The 17,575-nt window shown below is 42.5% G+C and carries 18 protein-coding genes and 1 riboswitch; of the genes, 17 read left to right on the plus strand and 1 reads right to left on the minus strand.

Features of this window, described 5'->3' with window-relative positions; genetic code table 11:
- The first annotated feature begins 629 nt into the window (after positions 1-629).
- The 13 genes from lysA (at position 630) to BW944_RS01045 (ending at position 12,987) form a co-directional block, all read left to right on the plus strand.
- Entirely contained in the window at positions 630-1,922 is a 1,293-nt protein-coding gene (gene lysA / locus BW944_RS00980; RefSeq protein ID WP_076556467.1) for a diaminopimelate decarboxylase, read from the plus strand.
- A gap of 12 nt (positions 1,923-1,934) precedes the next feature.
- Positions 1,935-2,366, plus strand: coding sequence for a peptidylprolyl isomerase (locus tag BW944_RS00985; protein WP_076556468.1), 432 nt, complete (start codon positions 1,935-1,937; stop codon positions 2,364-2,366).
- 212 nt (positions 2,367-2,578) lie between these two features.
- Positions 2,579-2,932, plus strand: a complete 354-nt coding sequence (locus BW944_RS00990) for a GNAT family N-acetyltransferase (protein WP_076556469.1) — start codon at positions 2,579-2,581, stop codon at positions 2,930-2,932.
- Positions 2,933-3,045: 113 nt separating this feature from the next.
- Entirely contained in the window at positions 3,046-3,783 is a 738-nt protein-coding gene (locus tag BW944_RS00995) for a segregation and condensation protein A (RefSeq protein WP_234983087.1), read from the plus strand.
- Positions 3,776-4,342 carry an SMC-Scp complex subunit ScpB gene (gene scpB / locus BW944_RS01000; RefSeq protein WP_084193577.1) on the plus strand — a complete coding sequence of 189 codons (567 nt, stop codon included), beginning with the start codon at positions 3,776-3,778 and terminating at the stop codon, positions 4,340-4,342. Before BW944_RS00995 ends, scpB begins: the two co-directional genes overlap by 8 nt.
- Positions 4,343-5,002: 660 nt before the next feature.
- Complete coding sequence (locus BW944_RS01010; protein ID WP_076556472.1) at positions 5,003-5,731, plus strand: pseudouridine synthase; 729 nt, start codon at positions 5,003-5,005, stop codon at positions 5,729-5,731.
- Positions 5,732-5,784: 53 nt separating this feature from the next.
- Positions 5,785-6,336, plus strand: coding sequence for a thiol-disulfide oxidoreductase ResA (gene resA / locus BW944_RS01015; protein WP_076556473.1), 552 nt, complete (start codon positions 5,785-5,787; stop codon positions 6,334-6,336).
- A gap of 27 nt (positions 6,337-6,363) precedes the next feature.
- Positions 6,364-8,046 carry a cytochrome c biogenesis protein ResB gene (resB, locus tag BW944_RS01020; protein ID WP_076556474.1) on the plus strand — a complete coding sequence of 561 codons (1,683 nt, stop codon included), beginning with the start codon at positions 6,364-6,366 and terminating at the stop codon, positions 8,044-8,046.
- Complete coding sequence (gene ccsB / locus BW944_RS01025) at positions 8,021-9,205, plus strand: c-type cytochrome biogenesis protein CcsB (protein ID WP_076556475.1); 1,185 nt, start codon at positions 8,021-8,023, stop codon at positions 9,203-9,205. The genes resB and ccsB overlap by 26 nt, the downstream gene beginning before the upstream one ends.
- A gap of 51 nt (positions 9,206-9,256) precedes the next feature.
- Entirely contained in the window at positions 9,257-9,973 is a 717-nt protein-coding gene (locus tag BW944_RS01030) for a response regulator transcription factor (RefSeq protein WP_076556476.1), read from the plus strand.
- Positions 9,973-11,736: an ATP-binding protein gene (locus BW944_RS01035; protein WP_076556477.1), complete on the plus strand. Its 1,764-nt coding sequence runs from the start codon at positions 9,973-9,975 to the stop codon at positions 11,734-11,736. Before BW944_RS01030 ends, BW944_RS01035 begins: the two co-directional genes overlap by 1 nt.
- Positions 11,737-11,760: 24 nt before the next feature.
- Positions 11,761-11,929, plus strand: a riboswitch (cobalamin riboswitch).
- Between the two features lie 134 nt (positions 11,930-12,063).
- Complete coding sequence (locus BW944_RS01040; protein ID WP_076556478.1) at positions 12,064-12,468, plus strand: DUF4430 domain-containing protein; 405 nt, start codon at positions 12,064-12,066, stop codon at positions 12,466-12,468.
- Positions 12,469-12,474: 6 nt separating this feature from the next.
- Positions 12,475-12,987, plus strand: coding sequence for an ECF transporter S component (locus BW944_RS01045; RefSeq protein WP_076556479.1), 513 nt, complete (start codon positions 12,475-12,477; stop codon positions 12,985-12,987).
- A 50-nt stretch (positions 12,988-13,037) separates the two neighbouring features.
- On the opposite strand, the gene BW944_RS01050 is transcribed toward BW944_RS01045, so the two are convergent.
- Positions 13,038-13,286 (minus strand): ferredoxin, encoded by a 249-nt coding sequence (locus tag BW944_RS01050; protein WP_076556480.1) that lies wholly within the window; start codon positions 13,284-13,286, stop codon positions 13,038-13,040.
- A 93-nt stretch (positions 13,287-13,379) separates the two neighbouring features.
- On the opposite strand from BW944_RS01050, the gene BW944_RS01055 reads away from it, so the two are divergent.
- The 4 genes from BW944_RS01055 (at position 13,380) to BW944_RS01070 (ending at position 17,371) form a co-directional block, all read left to right on the plus strand.
- Entirely contained in the window at positions 13,380-14,408 is a 1,029-nt protein-coding gene (locus BW944_RS01055) for a YpbB family protein (protein ID WP_076556481.1), read from the plus strand.
- 3 nt (positions 14,409-14,411) lie between these two features.
- Positions 14,412-15,911: a RecQ family ATP-dependent DNA helicase gene (locus BW944_RS01060; protein WP_076556482.1), complete on the plus strand. Its 1,500-nt coding sequence runs from the start codon at positions 14,412-14,414 to the stop codon at positions 15,909-15,911.
- On the plus strand, positions 15,901-16,470 hold the full coding sequence (locus BW944_RS01065) for a CPBP family intramembrane glutamic endopeptidase (RefSeq protein ID WP_076556483.1): 570 nt from the start codon (positions 15,901-15,903) through the stop codon (positions 16,468-16,470). The genes BW944_RS01060 and BW944_RS01065 overlap by 11 nt, the downstream gene beginning before the upstream one ends.
- 178 nt (positions 16,471-16,648) lie before the next feature.
- On the plus strand, positions 16,649-17,371 hold the full coding sequence (locus BW944_RS01070) for a metallophosphoesterase (protein WP_076556484.1): 723 nt from the start codon (positions 16,649-16,651) through the stop codon (positions 17,369-17,371).
- Positions 17,372-17,575 lie beyond the last annotated feature (204 nt).

The raw sequence follows: 17,575 nt of genomic DNA on the forward strand, positions 1-17,575 counted from the left end.
ATTGCTCTTATAGAGATAGACTGTTAGCTAATTCATTGTAGCTGTGGAAAGATTGTGATAAATTTATCATAATAATCTAGAACCCCTGCTTTGAAAATGGGGAAGTGAAGCGTTGCTTACAGGGAGTGTCCGCCTTATGTGTTGAATGATCAACACAAGATCTGAACAGAAACTTATATTGAGGCTCTGTTATCGTTCCTAGTTGATTTTTATCTCTACGGGTGGAAGCTTGCCACGGGCATGACGTAAACTTCCGGAATCTCTCTACGTTCGATTCCGGTGATTTTTAAGTTCATGCTTCTCCCGCAGGCGTCTCCACCCTTCGTTCTAAAATCAACGACAGGCTTTAACAGAGACGTTCATGTAAAGTCCTTTGCACCATGTTCTATGAAAATTTCGGGCTCTGTTAATGATTCGTGTTGTTAGGATAAATGTAGAGAAAGGCGGCGACTTCGACGGGAATAGCAATAGCTGAAGCCCCGCAGAGAAACGAGGAGGCTGAAGCATTGCCCGCGGAAAGCGTCCGCCTGAATATTTATTTTCAGGGTAGCCTATATTGAAGAAAATCATGAAGGGCTTCAGGAGAGTGGGCGATTTATAATTTTTTCTTTGAGGAAAGGCGGATTTGAATGAAACATTCGATAAATGAGCAGGGAGTGCTCGAGGTAGGCGGAGTTGACGTTACAACTCTTAAAGAAAAGTACGGTACACCGTTATATGTATATGACGTAGGTGTAATCAGAAAGAATGCCAGAGCTTTTGTGGAAACATTCAAAAGAGAAGGGATCACTGCTCAAGTTGCTTATGCGAGTAAGGCTTTTACATCTATTGCAATGGTGCAGGTCGCTAAGCAGGAAAAGCTCAGTCTGGACGTGGTTTCCGAGGGTGAATTACATACGGCCCTCAAAGCGGGCTTCCCCCCTGAAAAAATTCATATGCACGGCAATAATAAAAGTAAGCAGGAAATTGAAATGGCAGTGGAAGCTCGGATAGGGTGTATCGTTGTTGATAATTTCTATGAAATAGCCGTGCTGGAAGAAGTGCTGGAAGAAAAAAATGAAGACATGGATGTGTTGTTGCGAGTAACACCGGGAATCGAGGCGCATACGCACGATTATATACTGACAGGTCAGGAAGATTCCAAGTTCGGTTTCGATTTGACAAGCGGTCAGGCTGATACAGCATTCCAGTACCTTTCCAATTCAGAGAGACTAAGTATCAAAGGGTTACATTGTCATATTGGATCACAGATATTTGAAACGAGTGGTTTTTTAATGGCTACAAGGAAGTTATTTGATATAATGGAAAAATGGAAGACTAATTATGGTTATATCGCTGAGGTGCTTAATCTCGGAGGTGGCTTTGGAATCCGTTATACAGAGGAAGATGATCCACTCAGTCTGGATGAATACGCAACTGCTCTTGTCAGGGAAGTGAAAGACCAGTCCAGGAATCGTGACTATCCTATTCCTGAAATTTGGATAGAACCGGGTCGTGCAATTGTGGGTGATGCAGGATTGACACTTTATGAGGCTGGTTCTATAAAAGAGATTGAGGGCGTCCGTACGTACCTTTCTGTAGATGGTGGGATGACTGATAATATTCGCCCCGCTCTTTATGATGCAAAGTACGATATTGTTGCAGCTGAGCGTATGAACGAAACACAAAAGAGACAGTACGCAATCGCAGGTAAGTGTTGTGAGTCCGGAGATATGCTGATATGGGACGCCGACCTTCCGGAGATTAGCCCCGGAGAGCTTTTAGCAGTTTTCAGTACTGGCGCCTACGGGTACTCTATGGCTAATAATTATAATCGCTTTCCAAAAGCCGCCGTTGTTTTTGTCGAGGATGGGACACACCAGCTGGCTGTTCGGAGGGAAATGTTCGATGAGATAACTAGATTTGATTTAAGTTTAGAATAAGGGGAGATTAAAATGAAAAAAGGGTACATTGAGTTTGAGAATGGTGAAACATTAGAATTGGAACTTTATGATGAAGCAGCACCTGGTACAGTGTCGAACTTTGAGAAGCTCGCCAACAGTGAGTTTTATGATGGCTTGACTTTTCACCGGGTAATTCCTAATTTCGTTATTCAGGGCGGTTGTCCAAAAGGAGATGGTACGGGTGGTCCTGGTTATACCATCAAGTGTGAAACGGATAATAACCCTCATAAACATGAAAGAGGTACTTTATCGATGGCTCACGCCGGAAAAGATACCGGAGGCAGTCAATTTTTCATCTGTTTTAGTCCACAGCCCCATCTTGACGAAGCTCATACCGTTTTTGGTAAAGTCGTCGAAGGTATAGAAGTGGTGGATCGCGTCAATAAGGGCGATGTTATGAATAAAGTCAGGGTTTCCGGATAGATGGGATCCCTTTGATCCTGCTTGAATAATTCATTTAAATGAAGTATGCTATTTCTTAGGTCAACTTGAAGGAGTCCAATATGCGTAAACGTAATGTAACACTTTTAATTATATTTCTAGTATTCAGTCTGATTTTCGGATTGTATTACTGGTTCGGAATAGCTGTACAATAAACTAACCGAATCAATATTTTCGATAATTGAGGGGTCACTATGTTAATAAGGTTCAAAAAATCTTTTGAGAAAATAGCTATGGGGCTACTTTCTTTCATGCCGGAATCAAAAGATGTGAAGAAATTGCAGGATATCATTAAAGAATACGAAAATAATGAGAACTGGCATTTGTATTTGTGGAAAGAAGGAGAAGACATCATAGGCGCTGTCGGAGTAAGAGTCTCTGATGAAAAAGCCATTATTCAGCATGTCTCCGTCAATCCTTCTCATCGGAACAATGGCATCGGCAAAAAAATGGTGCACCGAGTGACTGAAAAGTATGAGAGCACGTATGAGGTCTGTGCGACAGGAGATACAGGAACTTTTGTAGAAAAGTGCACAAGTCCAGATTAAAAGAGCGCTTATTATGCGCTCTTTTTTTGCAGTTAAGACAATTGCCCTTTTCGACTGTCAGTACAGAGCATTCAATTCACGTAAATAGTATTTTATAGAAAAGGCTGATAATAGTGGAAAAACAGTATCACATAAAAGTAAATGGATTCGAAGGACCTATGGATCTGCTCCTTCACCTGATTCAGCGTCTGGAAATTGATATCCATGATATCCCTGTAGCAGAAATCACTGATCAGTATATGGATTATATACATGCGATGAATGATCTGGAACTGGATGTCGCCAGCGAATATTTAGTGATGGCTGCAACACTGCTGGCGATCAAAAGTAATATGTTACTTCCTAATGAATCACTTGATCTGGATGAAGAAGAATTTGAAGAGGACCCGAGGGAAGAACTTATAGAGCGGCTCAAAGAATACCAAAAATATAAAAGGGCTGCTGAGCGACTCAAGGAAAAAGAGTCGGAGGATAATGAAGTATATACCCGCACTTCCATGAACATGGAGAACGAGAAAAGGACAAAACAGGAAGCTACTGTGTATACGATGATCGATGCTCTGAGTCGTATGTTCAAGAAACCCTTCCCGCATAAGGATACAAGATCTGAGACCGGTGTTAAAAGAGAAGAAATGCCGATTCAGTTAACGATGGATTATATTTTGAAGGAAATTGAAAACTCTCCTGGTGGGATGTTGTTTGAAGATTTTTTTTCCACTCATTCCAAAACAGAAATGGTTACTACATTTCTGGCAATGTTGGAGCTAGTGAAAGATAATCGGGTCACTTGTTACCAGGACGAACATTTCAAAGGATTATACGTGTACAAGCGGGAGGGTAATGATGAGTGAAAATCAAATGGCTATTCTTGAAGGCCTGCTTTTTGCTGCAGGTGAAAATGGTATGGATAAAAAACAGCTAGCAACAATCTTGGAAATGGATGAGAGTTCAATCGGAGATCTCCTGGATTCTTTGAAGAAGGAATTGAATCAACCGGACAGAGGGCTCCGTTTGATGGAGGCTAGAGGAATGTACCGACTTACGACGAAGCCGGAATACGCATCTTTTTATAAGGAATGGCTTCATAAAGAGAAGCATACACGTTTATCCCAAGCCTCTTTGGAGACACTTGCTATAATAGCTTATAAGCAGCCGATCACTCGTGTGGAAATTGATCATATAAGAGGAGTGAAAAGTGATCAAGCTGTTCAAACACTGACAGGTAGGGGATTGATTGAAGAGGCTGGCAGAAAAGAAGCTGTAGGCAGACCTATCATTTATGGAACTACGGAAGATTTCCTCGTTTATTTCGGTCTGGAATCCCTCGAGGAATTACCTGAATTGGAAGAGGCATGGGAAGAAGATTTTTCACAGGCGGAGTCTTTTTTTGATGAATTGGACAATGATTAGTTTAGCGCTAACACTTTCTTATTTGGGTCTGTTAAAGCCGGTTGTTGATTTCAGAACGAAGGGGAGGCGACTGAGGGATAAGCATGAATGGAAAATCACCGGAAATGAACGTAGAGAAATTCCGGAAGCCTATCGTCATGCCTGCGGCAAGCTTCCACCCATAAATATGAAAGTCAACAATAAACGATAACAGAGACGTTCATGTAAAGTCCTTTGCACCATGTTCTATGAAAATTTCGGGCTCTGTTAATGATTCGTGTTGTTAGGATAAATGTAGAGAAAGGCGGCGACTCCGACGGGAATAGCAATAGCTGAAGACCCCGCAGAGAAACGAGGAGGCTGAAGCATTGCCTCTGGATAAGCGTCCGCCTGAATATTTATTTTCAGGGTAGCCTATAATTCTTGAGAGAGTCGAGCGCCCCCCCTGCTAAAATGGATGTTATTAAGTGAATTACCAACTACTTAATTTTTTGCGAAAATTTGATGTAAGAAGACTTCTCGCTGATTCATGTTAAAAGTTGGACTATTGGTCAGTGTTGTTGGTATAATGACCATGATAGAAGTGGTGTTACTATTATTAAAATGAATATTAACGATACTGGGCCACGTTGTCTTACAGCGTGGTCTCCTATTATGCGAAAAAATAAGGGAGTGGATCTGATGGAAAGATTACAGAAAGTAATGGCTCAGGCAGGGGTCGCATCACGAAGAAAATCTGAGGAGATGATAACCCAGGGCCGAGTGAAAGTTAACAAGGAAACGGTCATGGAACTCGGAACGAAAGTTTCTCCTCAAGATGATATTGAAGTGGACGGTGTTCCTCTGCAGAGAGAAGCACCTGTTTATTATTTACTTTATAAACCACGCGGAGTCATTTCAAGTGTCAAAGATGATCGGGGGCGAAAGGTGGTCACGGATTATATGCCGGAAATCGAAGAACGTCTGTTTCCGATTGGCCGTCTGGACTATGATACGTCCGGTTTGATTCTCCTCACGAACGACGGAGAGTTCGCTAATAAACTTATGCACCCGAAACATAAAATCGATAAAGTATATATCGTCAAATCACGAGGTATACCAACCCGGGAGCAGATCAAGCAACTTAAGAAAGGTATGGAAATCGAAGGCGAGTTTCTGAAAGCAGAAGATGCCCGCATCACTTCCACGGACGGGAAAAGGAATACAGCGATCATCGAATTGACGCTGCACCAGGGGAAAAATAGACAACTGAGGAAAATGTTTGACACGTTGGGTGTGCCGGTTGATAAATTGAAGAGGGAACGCTACGGTTTTCTCGACTTGCATGGTCTCAATGCAGGAGACTATCGACCTTTGAAGCCTCATGAGGTGAAACAACTTCGCCAATTGGCTGATGAAAATGTTAAATAATGTTCAATAAATAAAGGGACCGCTCATGTTATAATATGTGGGGAGTGAATAAAATGAGCGAAAAATCATCAAAGAAAAAGAAAAAAAGACTCATATTCCGGACGAGTCTTCTTCTTATTATGTTAAGCCTAATCGTTTTTGCTGTAGTATCTGCTCTTCAGGATGATGATGTAACCGTAGCTGAAGGAGAGATGGCACCAAATTTCGCTTTGAAGAAATTTGGCAGTGACGAGACGGTGGAACTGAAGGACCTTCGGGGGAAAGGTGTCATGATCAACTTCTGGGCTACATATTGTGAGCCTTGCAAAGAGGAAATGCCTTACATGGAAGAATTGTATCCTGAATATAAAGAAAAAGGTGTGGAGATCTTGGCCATCAACCTTGATACGACTGATATCGTCGTCAACCAGTTTCTCCGGGAGTATCAACTATCTTTTCCCATCCTTCAGGATGAAGGCGGGCAGGTAATGAACCTGTATAATATCGGTCCGATACCCTCTACGTTATTTATCGGCCCGGATGGAAGGATAGAAGAAACGGTGATAGGTCCGTTGACATTGAGTAAACTTGAAGGTCATCTTAAGGATATCACTCCTTCATCTTAAATATGAATGACATTGTGAGGTATTTTTATGAGTGAAATAACATGCGAATGCGGGCATGTGAACCCGGAAGGAACAGTGCTTTGTGAAGCCTGTGGAAAGCCTTTTGAGGAGAACCAGCACCTTAATGATAATAAGCCTGAACAACTTTTGAACATGAGATATGATGGAAGTGCGAGAAGATCTCAGACTTATCAACGTACAATAGTGGATAAGATATGGAATTTCTTCTCCTCTGTTAAAATCGGGGTTTCCATCATTATTATTCTTGTGATCGCTTCAGCGTTAGGTACAGTATTTCCTCAGGAAATGTACTTGCCTCCGGGTTCTGACCCCACTACTCATTATAAGGAACAGTACGGAATTCTGGGACAGATTTATTACCAGCTCGGCTTCCATAACCTGTACAGTTCCTGGTGGTACCTGCTTCTCCTTGCTATGCTTGGTGTCTCTATTGTAATTGCAAGTATCGACCGATTCGTTCCTCTTTTTAAAACATTAAGGAAACAGAAACCGAAACGTCATGTCAATTTTATGAAAAAACAGCGTATTTTCGGTGAAACGACGTCAACCGATATCGATTACAAGAGACTTAAGAAAAACCTTAAATCGAAAAGGTATAAAATACATGAAGAAGAGGGCCATCTTCTTGCTGAGAAGAATCGTTTCTCGAGATGGGGTCCCTACGTGAACCATATCGGATTGATTCTTGTATTGCTCGGAGCGATGCTTCGTTTTGTTCCTGCTATGTATATGGATGAATTCCTCTGGGTACGCGAGGGAGAAACAAAAGAAATCGCAGGCACGGATGGACTATACTACATTAAGAACGAAGATTTTATATTAGAGACTTACGACATGGAAGATGAAGCGAATTCCCAGTTCCAGGAATCTCTTCAGAATCAGTCAGGACCGGTCCCTGAGAACTATCAGACGAACGCAGTCATTTACGAGCGGACTGACCTCCCCGTCGTCCCCGGAAAAGAACCGGAGCTTGAAAAGGTGAGAGAAGCGGAAGCCAGGGTGAACCACCCGATAGAACTCGATAACGGAATTTCTCTTTATCAGGCCAGTTATCAACAGAATGAATTTTCCTCGATGACTTTCAAGCTGCATGATAAAGGGAATGAGGATACCGATTACGGTCAATTCACGGTGAACCTGATTGAACCTAAAGATGAATACACGCTGGATAACGGAACTACCATCAGACTCGAAAGGTATTTTCCGGAATTCGAACTCCAGGACGGGGAACCGACTCAAGTCTCGAAATTCCCGAGAAACCCGGCATTTATATTTGAAGTGAAAGTTCCTGGGGAAGAGACCGAGGTCAGTTTTGCGGGCATTGGAGTAAACATCGATGCCTCCGGCGAGAACGACTATAAAGTTGGATTAGTTGATTTTCAGACGAGGGACGTCACCGGTCTTACCGTGAAAAGAGACTATACGCTTCCGATCATAGCTTTTGGTGCGGCGATATTCATGATAGGTGTGATCCAGGGTATGTATTGGAATCATAGAAGAATATGGATCCAACCCAAAGACACAGGCGTTTGGGTCGCGGGTCATACGAATAAAAACTGGTTTGCCCTCAAAAAAGATATAGATCGTATTGTTGCTGATACAGGAATAGAACCTCCTGTAGATCAGCAGGAAGAAAAGGATGAAGCAGAAAGGGGGAATGACGATGGAATTATCAGTGATAAGCAGTAATTTGCTATATGCATCCTTTTTCATTTACTTACTAGCGACATTTATCTTTGGAGCTACCGTTAAAGTATCAAATGAAAAAACCAATCACAAAGTCGGAAATATAGGGATTGGAGTTACGATTGTAGGGTTTCTTACGCAGATAGGCTACTTCGTCACCCGTTGGTTTGCGGCCGGACATGCCCCTGTAAGTAACTTATTCGAATTTATGACTTTTTTCGGTATGATGCTGGTATTCGGATTTATTATTCTGTTTTTCATATACAGAATTACATTACTTGGATTATTCGCATTGCCGGTAGCGCTACTGGTCATTGCTTATGCGAGTATGTTTCCGACTGAAATCAGTCCACTTGTACCGTCTTTAAAATCCCATTGGCTATACATCCACGTAACCACTGCCGCATTGGGGCAGGCTATACTTGCTATCAGTTTCGCGGCGGGTCTGATTTATCTCATCCGTCAGGTTAATCAGGAGAAAGCCACAAAAAGGACGAGATGGCTGGAATTCATCCTTTTCGGATTGCTGTGCGCCGTCGGCTACATAGCGGTAGGTACTACTTTTGGGGCCGTGAATTATGAAGCGACGTTCGAAGCTCCTGTGAACGAACAAATGACTCAAATCACATATGAAATGCCTCCTATTGCAGGCCCCGCAGATGGTGAATTGTTAACGGAGCGTGCTTTTGGTCCTTTATTTGAAACGCCTGGATGGATGCAGGGCGTGAATGCTCCTGTTAAATTCAACGCGATTCTGTGGTCTGTCTTTGCAGGACTTGTGATTTATGGTGTGCTAAGGTTATTATTAAGAAAAAGGATCGCCAAATCGATCCAGCCTTTACTCAAGAGTGCAAGTCCAAGATTGGTGGACGAAGTTTCCTACCGCGCAGTGGCGATCGGGTTTCCGGTTTTCACTTTAGGAGCGATTATATTCGCTTCCATTTGGGCGCAGGAAGCGTGGGACCGTTTCTGGGGATGGGACCCTAAAGAAGTATGGGCTCTTATCACCTGGCTTTTCTACGCCGCATTTTTGCACCTGAGACTCACACGTGGGTGGGAAGGCGAACGTTCTGCCTGGCTCGCCGTAATAGGTTTTGCCATTATCATGTTCAATTTATTGGCGGTCAACTTGATTATATCGGGGCTTCATTCTTATGCGTAAGGACAAGGTAGGAGAGAACACTCCTGCCTTTTTCTTAAGGAGGAATTATTGATGAACCAAGAAGCTAAAATTTTAGTGGTGGATGATGAAGAAAGAATAAGAAGACTCGTGAAAATGTATCTCGAACGCGAAGATTATGTAATCGAAGAAGCTGAAGACGGGGAGGAAGCTCTCCAAAAAGCTCTTAACAATGATTACGATGTAATACTACTCGATCTTATGCTTCCTGGTATGGACGGGATCGAAGTCTGTAAATCTCTGCGAGAAAAAAAAGCGACCCCTGTCATAATGCTGACAGCAAAAGGGGAAGAGGCGAATCGGGTAGAAGGTTTTGAGACCGGCGCGGATGATTACATAGTGAAGCCTTTCAGCCCAAGGGAAGTAGTGCTGAGAGTCAAGGCTCTTCTCCGTAGGTCATCCAGTACAAAGTTCCTGCATACGAATACTGAAGCGAAAGACGTGATCGTATTCCCTCACTTGACTATCGATAATGATGCTCACCGGGTCACCGCGGACGGGAAAGAAGTCCCCCTTACCCCTAAGGAATACGAACTGTTACTTTATATGTCGGAGCGTCCTGATAAAGTCTTCGACCGCGAACAATTACTGAAAGAAGTGTGGAAATACGAATTCTTCGGAGACTTAAGAACTGTCGATACCCACGTTAAAAGACTAAGGGAAAAATTGAGTAAGGTCTCTCCTGAAGCAGCGGCAATGATAGCGACGGTTTGGGGAGTAGGGTATAAGTTCGAGGTAAGCAACGACTGATGTTTTGGCGAAGTGTAGTTGTGAAACTGTGGTTCACGATTTTACTTCTCGTCTGTTTTGTACTGATTATATTGACGGTACTGCTGCTACAGTTTTTCGAGAATTTCCATATCAATAAAGCCGAGGAAGAAATGCTTCAAACCGCATCAGTCATTTCAACGCTCTTGGAGAGTCATCAGCAACAGGAAATTGTGATGGAGACTGCGGAGTCGGTGAAATCCGCATCAAGTCATGTATTGATCACTGATGGGGCTGAACAGATATGGACGGCGGAAAGCAATGTAGAGACCTTTGCAAAATTAGACGAACAATGGTTGCAAAATGATCCTGATCTATCCAGGGTGATGTCAGAAAGAACCGACGTAAAAAAAGTCGCCGAAACAGAGGATGGAAAGTTCCTTGCGGTAGGAACTCCGCTCTCTGATAGTGAGGGAGGAGTATTTGTATTCAAACCGTTGAACTCCGTCGAAGAAACTACTCAACAAACGACTAAAACGGTATTTCTTGGAGCTGGAATAGCCATCGTACTGACAACTATTTTTGCTTTTTTCCTTTCCACCCGTATTACAGCTCCGTTGATGAAAATGAGGAAGGGAGCTTTTGAACTTTCTGAAGGTGAGTTCCATACGAAAATCCCGATACTTACCCATGATGAAATCGGCGAACTGGCAATTGCATTTAACCGGATGGGACGCCAACTGAAGCAGAACATTGATGCTTTGAATCAGGAAAAGGAACAATTATCCGGGGTTCTTAAATCGATGGCGGACGGTGTTATTACTCTTAACCATAAGAAAAAGATCCTGGTTACGAACCCTCCTTCAGAACAGTTGCTTCAATCATGGCGGTACGAAGAAGATTTAGCGGAAGAGGAACTTCCGACTCCCTTGCATGATCTTTTTGAATCTGTGATTTCAGAGGAAACAGAAGCGATGACTGAAGTTACGGTGCAGGGGAGGAATTGGGTCATCATTATGACTCCTCTATACAGCAATACTACTATCAGGGGGGTAGTGGCGGTTTTACGTGATATGACCGAAGAACGCAGGTTGGACAAGTTGAGGAAGGATTTCCTGGCAAACGTCTCTCATGAACTCCGAACTCCGATTTCGATGATGCGCGGCTATAGTGAAGCCATTGTGGATGAAGTAGCAAATTCAAAAGAAGAGAAAAATGAACTTGCTCAAATCATCCTTGAGGAGTCGGAAAGAATGGGTCGTCTGGTGAATGAACTGCTTGACTTAGCCAGAATGGAATCAGGGAATATTCAGTTGCACAAAGAATCCGTGGAAATCGAGCTGTTTATTGACAGGATACTGAAAAAATTCCATGGCGTGGCTGAAGAGAACAACGTTCGTCTACAATCTGAATTTCCTAGTGAATCGATCGGAAGTTCAGCTATAGATCCCGATCGTATAGAACAAGTGGTGACGAATCTGCTTGACAATGCTATACGTCATACTTCAGATAATGGTTCCGTTTTCGTCCGGCTGTATAAAGACGACCATAATTTCGTGATCACTATAGAAGATACAGGGTCCGGTATCCCTGAAGAGGATCTTCCTTTCATTTTTGAACGTTTCTATAAAGGTGATAAATCTAGGAAAAGGGATCCTTCCAAAGAGAAACAGGGGACGGGTCTTGGTCTTGCGATCGCAAAAAATATCGTGGAAGCTCATGGTGGAGGGATTTCCGCTCAGAGCAAAGAGGGAGAGGGAACGACTTTTCATATATCTCTTCCGCAGAAAGGCTTGTCAAAATAAAACAGGTCGTGTAATCTAGTAGATAATTGAATAAGCTTCATAGGTGTAGGGAATCCGGTGGGAAATCCGGAGCTGTCCTCGCAACTGTTAGTGTAACGAAACGATGGAATCCACTGTGAGAGTAATTTATCACGGGAAGGTATCGGAGTAGGGTGACACAAGCCAGTAGACCTACCTGTGAAGTCTTCAAAGCTTCGGGGATTGAGCGTTTGAGATGACTGGTCATTTTATGTATCTATGTCTCAAACTCGTCCTTAGCGGGACGGGTTTTTTGTGGTCAGTTATACCTATGCTCTTTTCTATTATAAGTAGAAAGGGTGGATTGAAATGAAGAACGTACGTAATTATGCAGGTGCCTTCGTTCTCACGTTTGTGATGCTTGCAGGTTGTCAGGCTGAAAGTGAATCTTCAGAGAATAACGGCGAGGAGACTCAGACTCAGGAAGAAATTGAGGCGACAGTCGAACTCACTCAGAATGAAGGGGAAGAACAAGTAGACGAGAAAGAAATAACTGTCGAAGAGGGAACTGTGCTTCTCGAAGCGATGGAAGATAATTTCGAATTGGAAGTGGAAGATGGTTTCATAACGGGGATAGAAGGAATTTCCGCTGAAGACGGAGAGCAAAAAGGATGGATTTACTCTGTTAATGGTGAAGAAGCTCAAGTAGGAGCGGGTGAGTATGAAATCGAAGACGAGGACGACATACGTTTTGATTTTCAGTCCTGGGAATGATGCAGAGTGAAATGGAATACGTATAAACTTACCCTCATCACAATGCTTGCAGCGATAGCTGTGGTGGGAAGAATCGTCTTTGCTCCTATTCCGAATGCCCAGCCGGTGACGGCTATTATAATATTGACAGGATTTTGGATGGGTCCTTTAGCTGCTGTAGTCATGGCTTTTCTTACAACATTTCTGACGAATATGGTTCTCGGTATGGGAATCTGGTCGGTATGGCAAATAGTGGCTTGGGGGATAATAGGCATAGGTGCTGGACTGATAGGGAAAATGCTTCCGAAACTGCCGGTGTGGGCACTTAGCACGTACGGGTTTCTTTCCGGACTTTTGTTTGGACTGGTCATGGCCTTGACGATGAGAGCCATCGGTCAAACTTTTTGGGGGTATTATCTCGCCGGTCTTCCTTTTGATCTTATGCACGCAGCTTCTAACTTTGTGTTTATACTCGTATTCTACGCCGTATTTGAAAAACTTTTCTTGAAATATGAGCAACGAGTACAACTCGTCTGTTGACCCCTACACATGCTATAATAAAAGAAGGTGCTATAAGCACCTTCTTTTATTTAATCTTCAGCGGGTATCTCCCCGTTGAAACCAGCCTTTGCCAATTTGATAGAACCGGTGGGGCATCCCTCATGGGCGTCTTGAGCATCCAATTCAAGGTCTTCGGAAATTGGAGTATTCCCTTTGTTATCATCGGGAACAAAGTATGCAAGTCCTTCCTCATCGTAATTATATAACTCGGGAGCTGCCATTCCGCAAGCTCCGCAGGCTATGCATGTATCTTTATCCACGATTGAATAAAGCTTCATATTTTATTCCTTCTTTCTTTTTAAACCTCTACCATCAGTGTACGTTCTCTGGACATGGAATTCAACTCTACCAATTGAAAGGACTCAATTCATATGTTTACTTACATACTTCTGGACTGTCTGGATCGAATGAACGGGGAAAGGACTGTATCCGGTGTTTTCCACTTATTAAGGGGTAAGAAATCATCTCAGACTTTTCAGGATGCTAAAGTATACGGCATCGATCGATACTATGGCATCTATCGTGAATTGAATCGAAACATATTGGAGGAAGCACTCTATCGCCTGGAGGAGGAACGGGCGATAGAATGGATAGATGAAGCGAAAATAATAGTGACTTCTTCGGGAAAAGAGAGAATTGAAAAAGATCGTTTTTCTTTTCATTTCTCTGGTATGGATTATTCAGAAGCGATAGATGAATTTCAGAACCGTTTCATGTTATGGGTGCAGATTGTCAGCAATGGAATATATAATCAGAAGAGTTACATACCTGTTGTAGATAAGGTTCCGATTCAGCAATGGCTCAAATCATTGTACATGACTCGTAAATCTTCTCTGACTCAAGAAGCAGAAGGGCTGTATCTGGAGTTGCATAAGCTTCTTTCAGTTTTCTCTGAGAAAGAAAAAATGATGTTTGTCCGAAGATTGACTGGTGGAGACCAGACTGGATGGACCTACAATCAATTAGCCGAAGCCGGCGAAGATTCCGTATATAATATTCCTCTCTACCTCAAAAACATTTATTATTATTTGTTTTTCGCTGCTTCCGAAAACCCTTCCTCCTATTTATATGAACTGACCAGGAATCTGGGAAAAAAAGAGACCCTTACTTCCTCTTCAAGGAAATCCGTCCATTTATATGATAAGGTCAACTCGATTGAAGAGGTTGCGAGAATCAGGAATCTGAAAACCAGTACTATTGAAGACCATCTGGTAGAGGCGGTTCTTGTAAACAATGATCGCAGTATCCATTCTTTTATCAGCCCCGCAGGGATAATAGAAATCGAAGAAGTTGTCCACCGTACAAATACTAAACGCCTTAAAGTGATCCGGGAATATTTGGATGATAAATACTCGTATTTTCAAATAAGAATTGTGCTAGCGAAAATACAGAAAGGATAAAATATGGAGCAATATGATCTGGAAGGAATTTTAGAAGACGAGTTCGGATTCACAAGTTTTCGACCGGGGCAGAAAAATGTTATTGAAAATGTTTTGAATGAAGTGGATACACTGGCTATTTTACCTACGGGGAGCGGGAAGTCATTGTGTTATCAACTTCCCTCGAAAATAATTCCGGGTCTTACAATCGTAGTGTCTCCGTTAATATCCTTGATGATAGATCAGGTCAAGCAGGTCAAGGCGAAGGGGATGAAACGTGTCGCAGCTATTCATAGTTTTTTGACTCCTGATGAACGCAAGCAGGTATTACGAAATCTCAGTGCCCTTCAATTACTGTATATATCTCCCGAGATGCTTCAAATGACCCGAATGCAGCAACTACTCAATAATGAAAACGTCGGTTTGTTCGTCGTGGACGAAGCTCACTGCATTTCACAGTGGGGACACGAATTCCGTACCGACTATTTGAAACTCAATCAGGTGCTTCATCAGCTGGGAGACCCTCCGGTACTTGCCCTAAGCGCAACGGCTACTCCGGAAGTGCAGGAAGATATCCTGGGTCAGCTGGAAAGACCCGAAGCTGAAAAATTGATCTATCCCATGGATAAACCGAATATACAGTTGAGTATGGCCAAGATGACAAATGAACAGGAAAAAGTCGAGTACCTTGAAAATTATTTGACTAATCAGCAGGCTCCGACTATGATTTACTTTTCAAGCAGACAGATGGCTGAAAAAATATGTTTTGAATTGAAAAAGAAAAACTTCGGAAGAATCGCGTTTTATCATGGAGGTATGGAACCGGTCGATCGGCAGTTGGTTCAGCAGCAGTTCATGAGAAATGAACTGGATATCGTCTGTTGTACCAGTGCCTTTGGAATGGGAATCGATAAACCCGACATTCGCCTCGTCATACATTTTCATCTGCCTCCGAGGATAGAATCGTTCATTCAGGAAATCGGAAGGGCCGGAAGAGACGGGAGAGAGTGCACGAGCCTGCTTTTATATTCAACGGGGGACGAGCGGCTGCCCCGGATGTTCATAGAGTCCGAACTTCCTTCAGATGAACAGATTGAAGGATACATGGAGTTGATCGATTCTCATGGAAGACTTCCTTCATATGAAGATTCAACCTCCCTTGAATTATCAGAATCGCAATATAATTTTTTATCTATTCTAACTGAACCTTTGCTGAGGTCCCCTTCACTGGACAAAGCAGAAGCAGAGCGTATGCTGAAAGGAAAGCAGCGTAAAAGATTGCAACAAAAACTTACACATCTCTCACACATGATGAGTGTCCTTAATACGACCGACTGCAGGAGAGAAATGTTATACAGCCATTTCCAATCTACCATTCAGCAAGTTGAACACAAATGTTGTGATAATTGTGACCCTGAGGTTTTTGAAGTCTCCTATAGAGAGAACTATAGAACTATAGACACATTATCCTGGGAAGAAAGGTTGTACACTTTATTTCATATCGGTGATTCTCATGAGCAGTAGAGAAGAAATCATAAGTCAGATGTCTAAGCGAGAGATAACGAAACAACTAGTGATTTCTCAATTATTTCTGTTCAGTTTGGCTATACTTATCAGCGGAGTGTTTCTGGATTTCTCCAGTCACTGGGTGAATCAATGGGGATTTGATTACAGGAAAGCATTATTGTATGGTTTAGCACCAGCTGCATTTATAATAGGTATAGATTTCCTTTTGATGAAGACGCTACCTGAAAAGTACTTCGATGATGGCGGTATCAACAAAAAGGTTTTTGAAAATCAATCCGTTTTTATGGTCGTACTTATGTCAGCGATGGTCGCAATTAGTGAAGAAGTATTGTTTCGAGGAGTACTGCAACCCATTCTTGGCTATGTCGGAGCGAGTCTATTATTCGCTTTCGTTCATATCCGTTATGTGAAAAAACCTGTGCTTTTCATATCTGTTGTCTACATCAGTTTTTTACTGGGTTTCATCTACGAACAGACACAAGTTTTAACGTATGTTATTCTTGCCCACTTTCTCGTGGATGTAACTATGGGATTCATTGCCAGATCAGAGTCGTGATAATGGAATGAGCAAGTACCGTTCACCTCAGGGACTTTCACTTAATGAATCAAAAGGAATAATATCAGTGTACACGAATCATTGGCTCTTACAGGATAGTGACCAAGCTCCTACAATTTTTCTTTCGTGTAGTTTCTGATATGATGAACTAGGATTCAAGAATATGAGGTGGATAATGTTGAGAAGAGTATGGGCAACACTTCTATTGTTTATCGGAGTAATCCGGTACATGGGAAGACTGGCTACTTTACCGAAAAGAAGAGAACACATGCTTTCAGTAAAGGATATGCAAGGTATCGTTCGTATGATGTTCATCTCCGATGTTCATAACAACCGTATACTTTCTCGTATCGCAGAAGAGGATGTGGATTTCATCGTTCTCGGTGGTGATTTCGTCGATAAACGCGTCTCTGATAAAACGATGAGGTATAATCTTGAACTGCTGAAAAAGATGAAAAAACCGATTTATTTTATCCCCGGTAATAACGATGGAGAAAAACAATCCACTCCAGAACTGATGGAACAGTTCGGTGTGCGTGTGCTTTCAAACGAGACGATTGAAGAAGAGGGATACAGTATCACTGGCATAGATCCTTATTCAGGAGATGAAGTAATAAAACCGGAAAAATCTTCGATAAGGCCTTCCTTTCTGATAATGCATGACCCTTTTTTGATGAAACAGATGTCGGCGTTCGCCGAAGACTATGATTTGATACTCTCAGGCCATACACACGGAGGCCAAATCCGTTTTATGGATTACGGTCCATATGAACGGGGAGGATGGAAAACCTTTGAAGGAAAACGTGTGTTTGTAAGTGAAGGCTATGGAACTTCTTTACTTCCTCTGAGACTGGAAACACAATCGGAGTATCATGTTTTCGTATTACAATGTGAAAAATAAGCGTTTCAAGTTATTTTGACAACACCTTGTGAATAAAAACTGGAAAAGGGTATGACTGCGTAATTGACACAACCCATTGAGGAGCCGACTTTATGGAAGGGAACGTCGACAGTGGTAGAGAGGCGTACACGCAGTGAAATCCGAGGTTCCAGTATGTGAATGAAAGAGAATTGTGAACGGCGTGAGTTATTCAAAGATGAGGGG

Source organism: Salimicrobium flavidum (assembly GCF_900156645.1).
Lineage (GTDB): Bacteria > Bacillota > Bacilli > Bacillales > Halobacillaceae > Salimicrobium > Salimicrobium flavidum.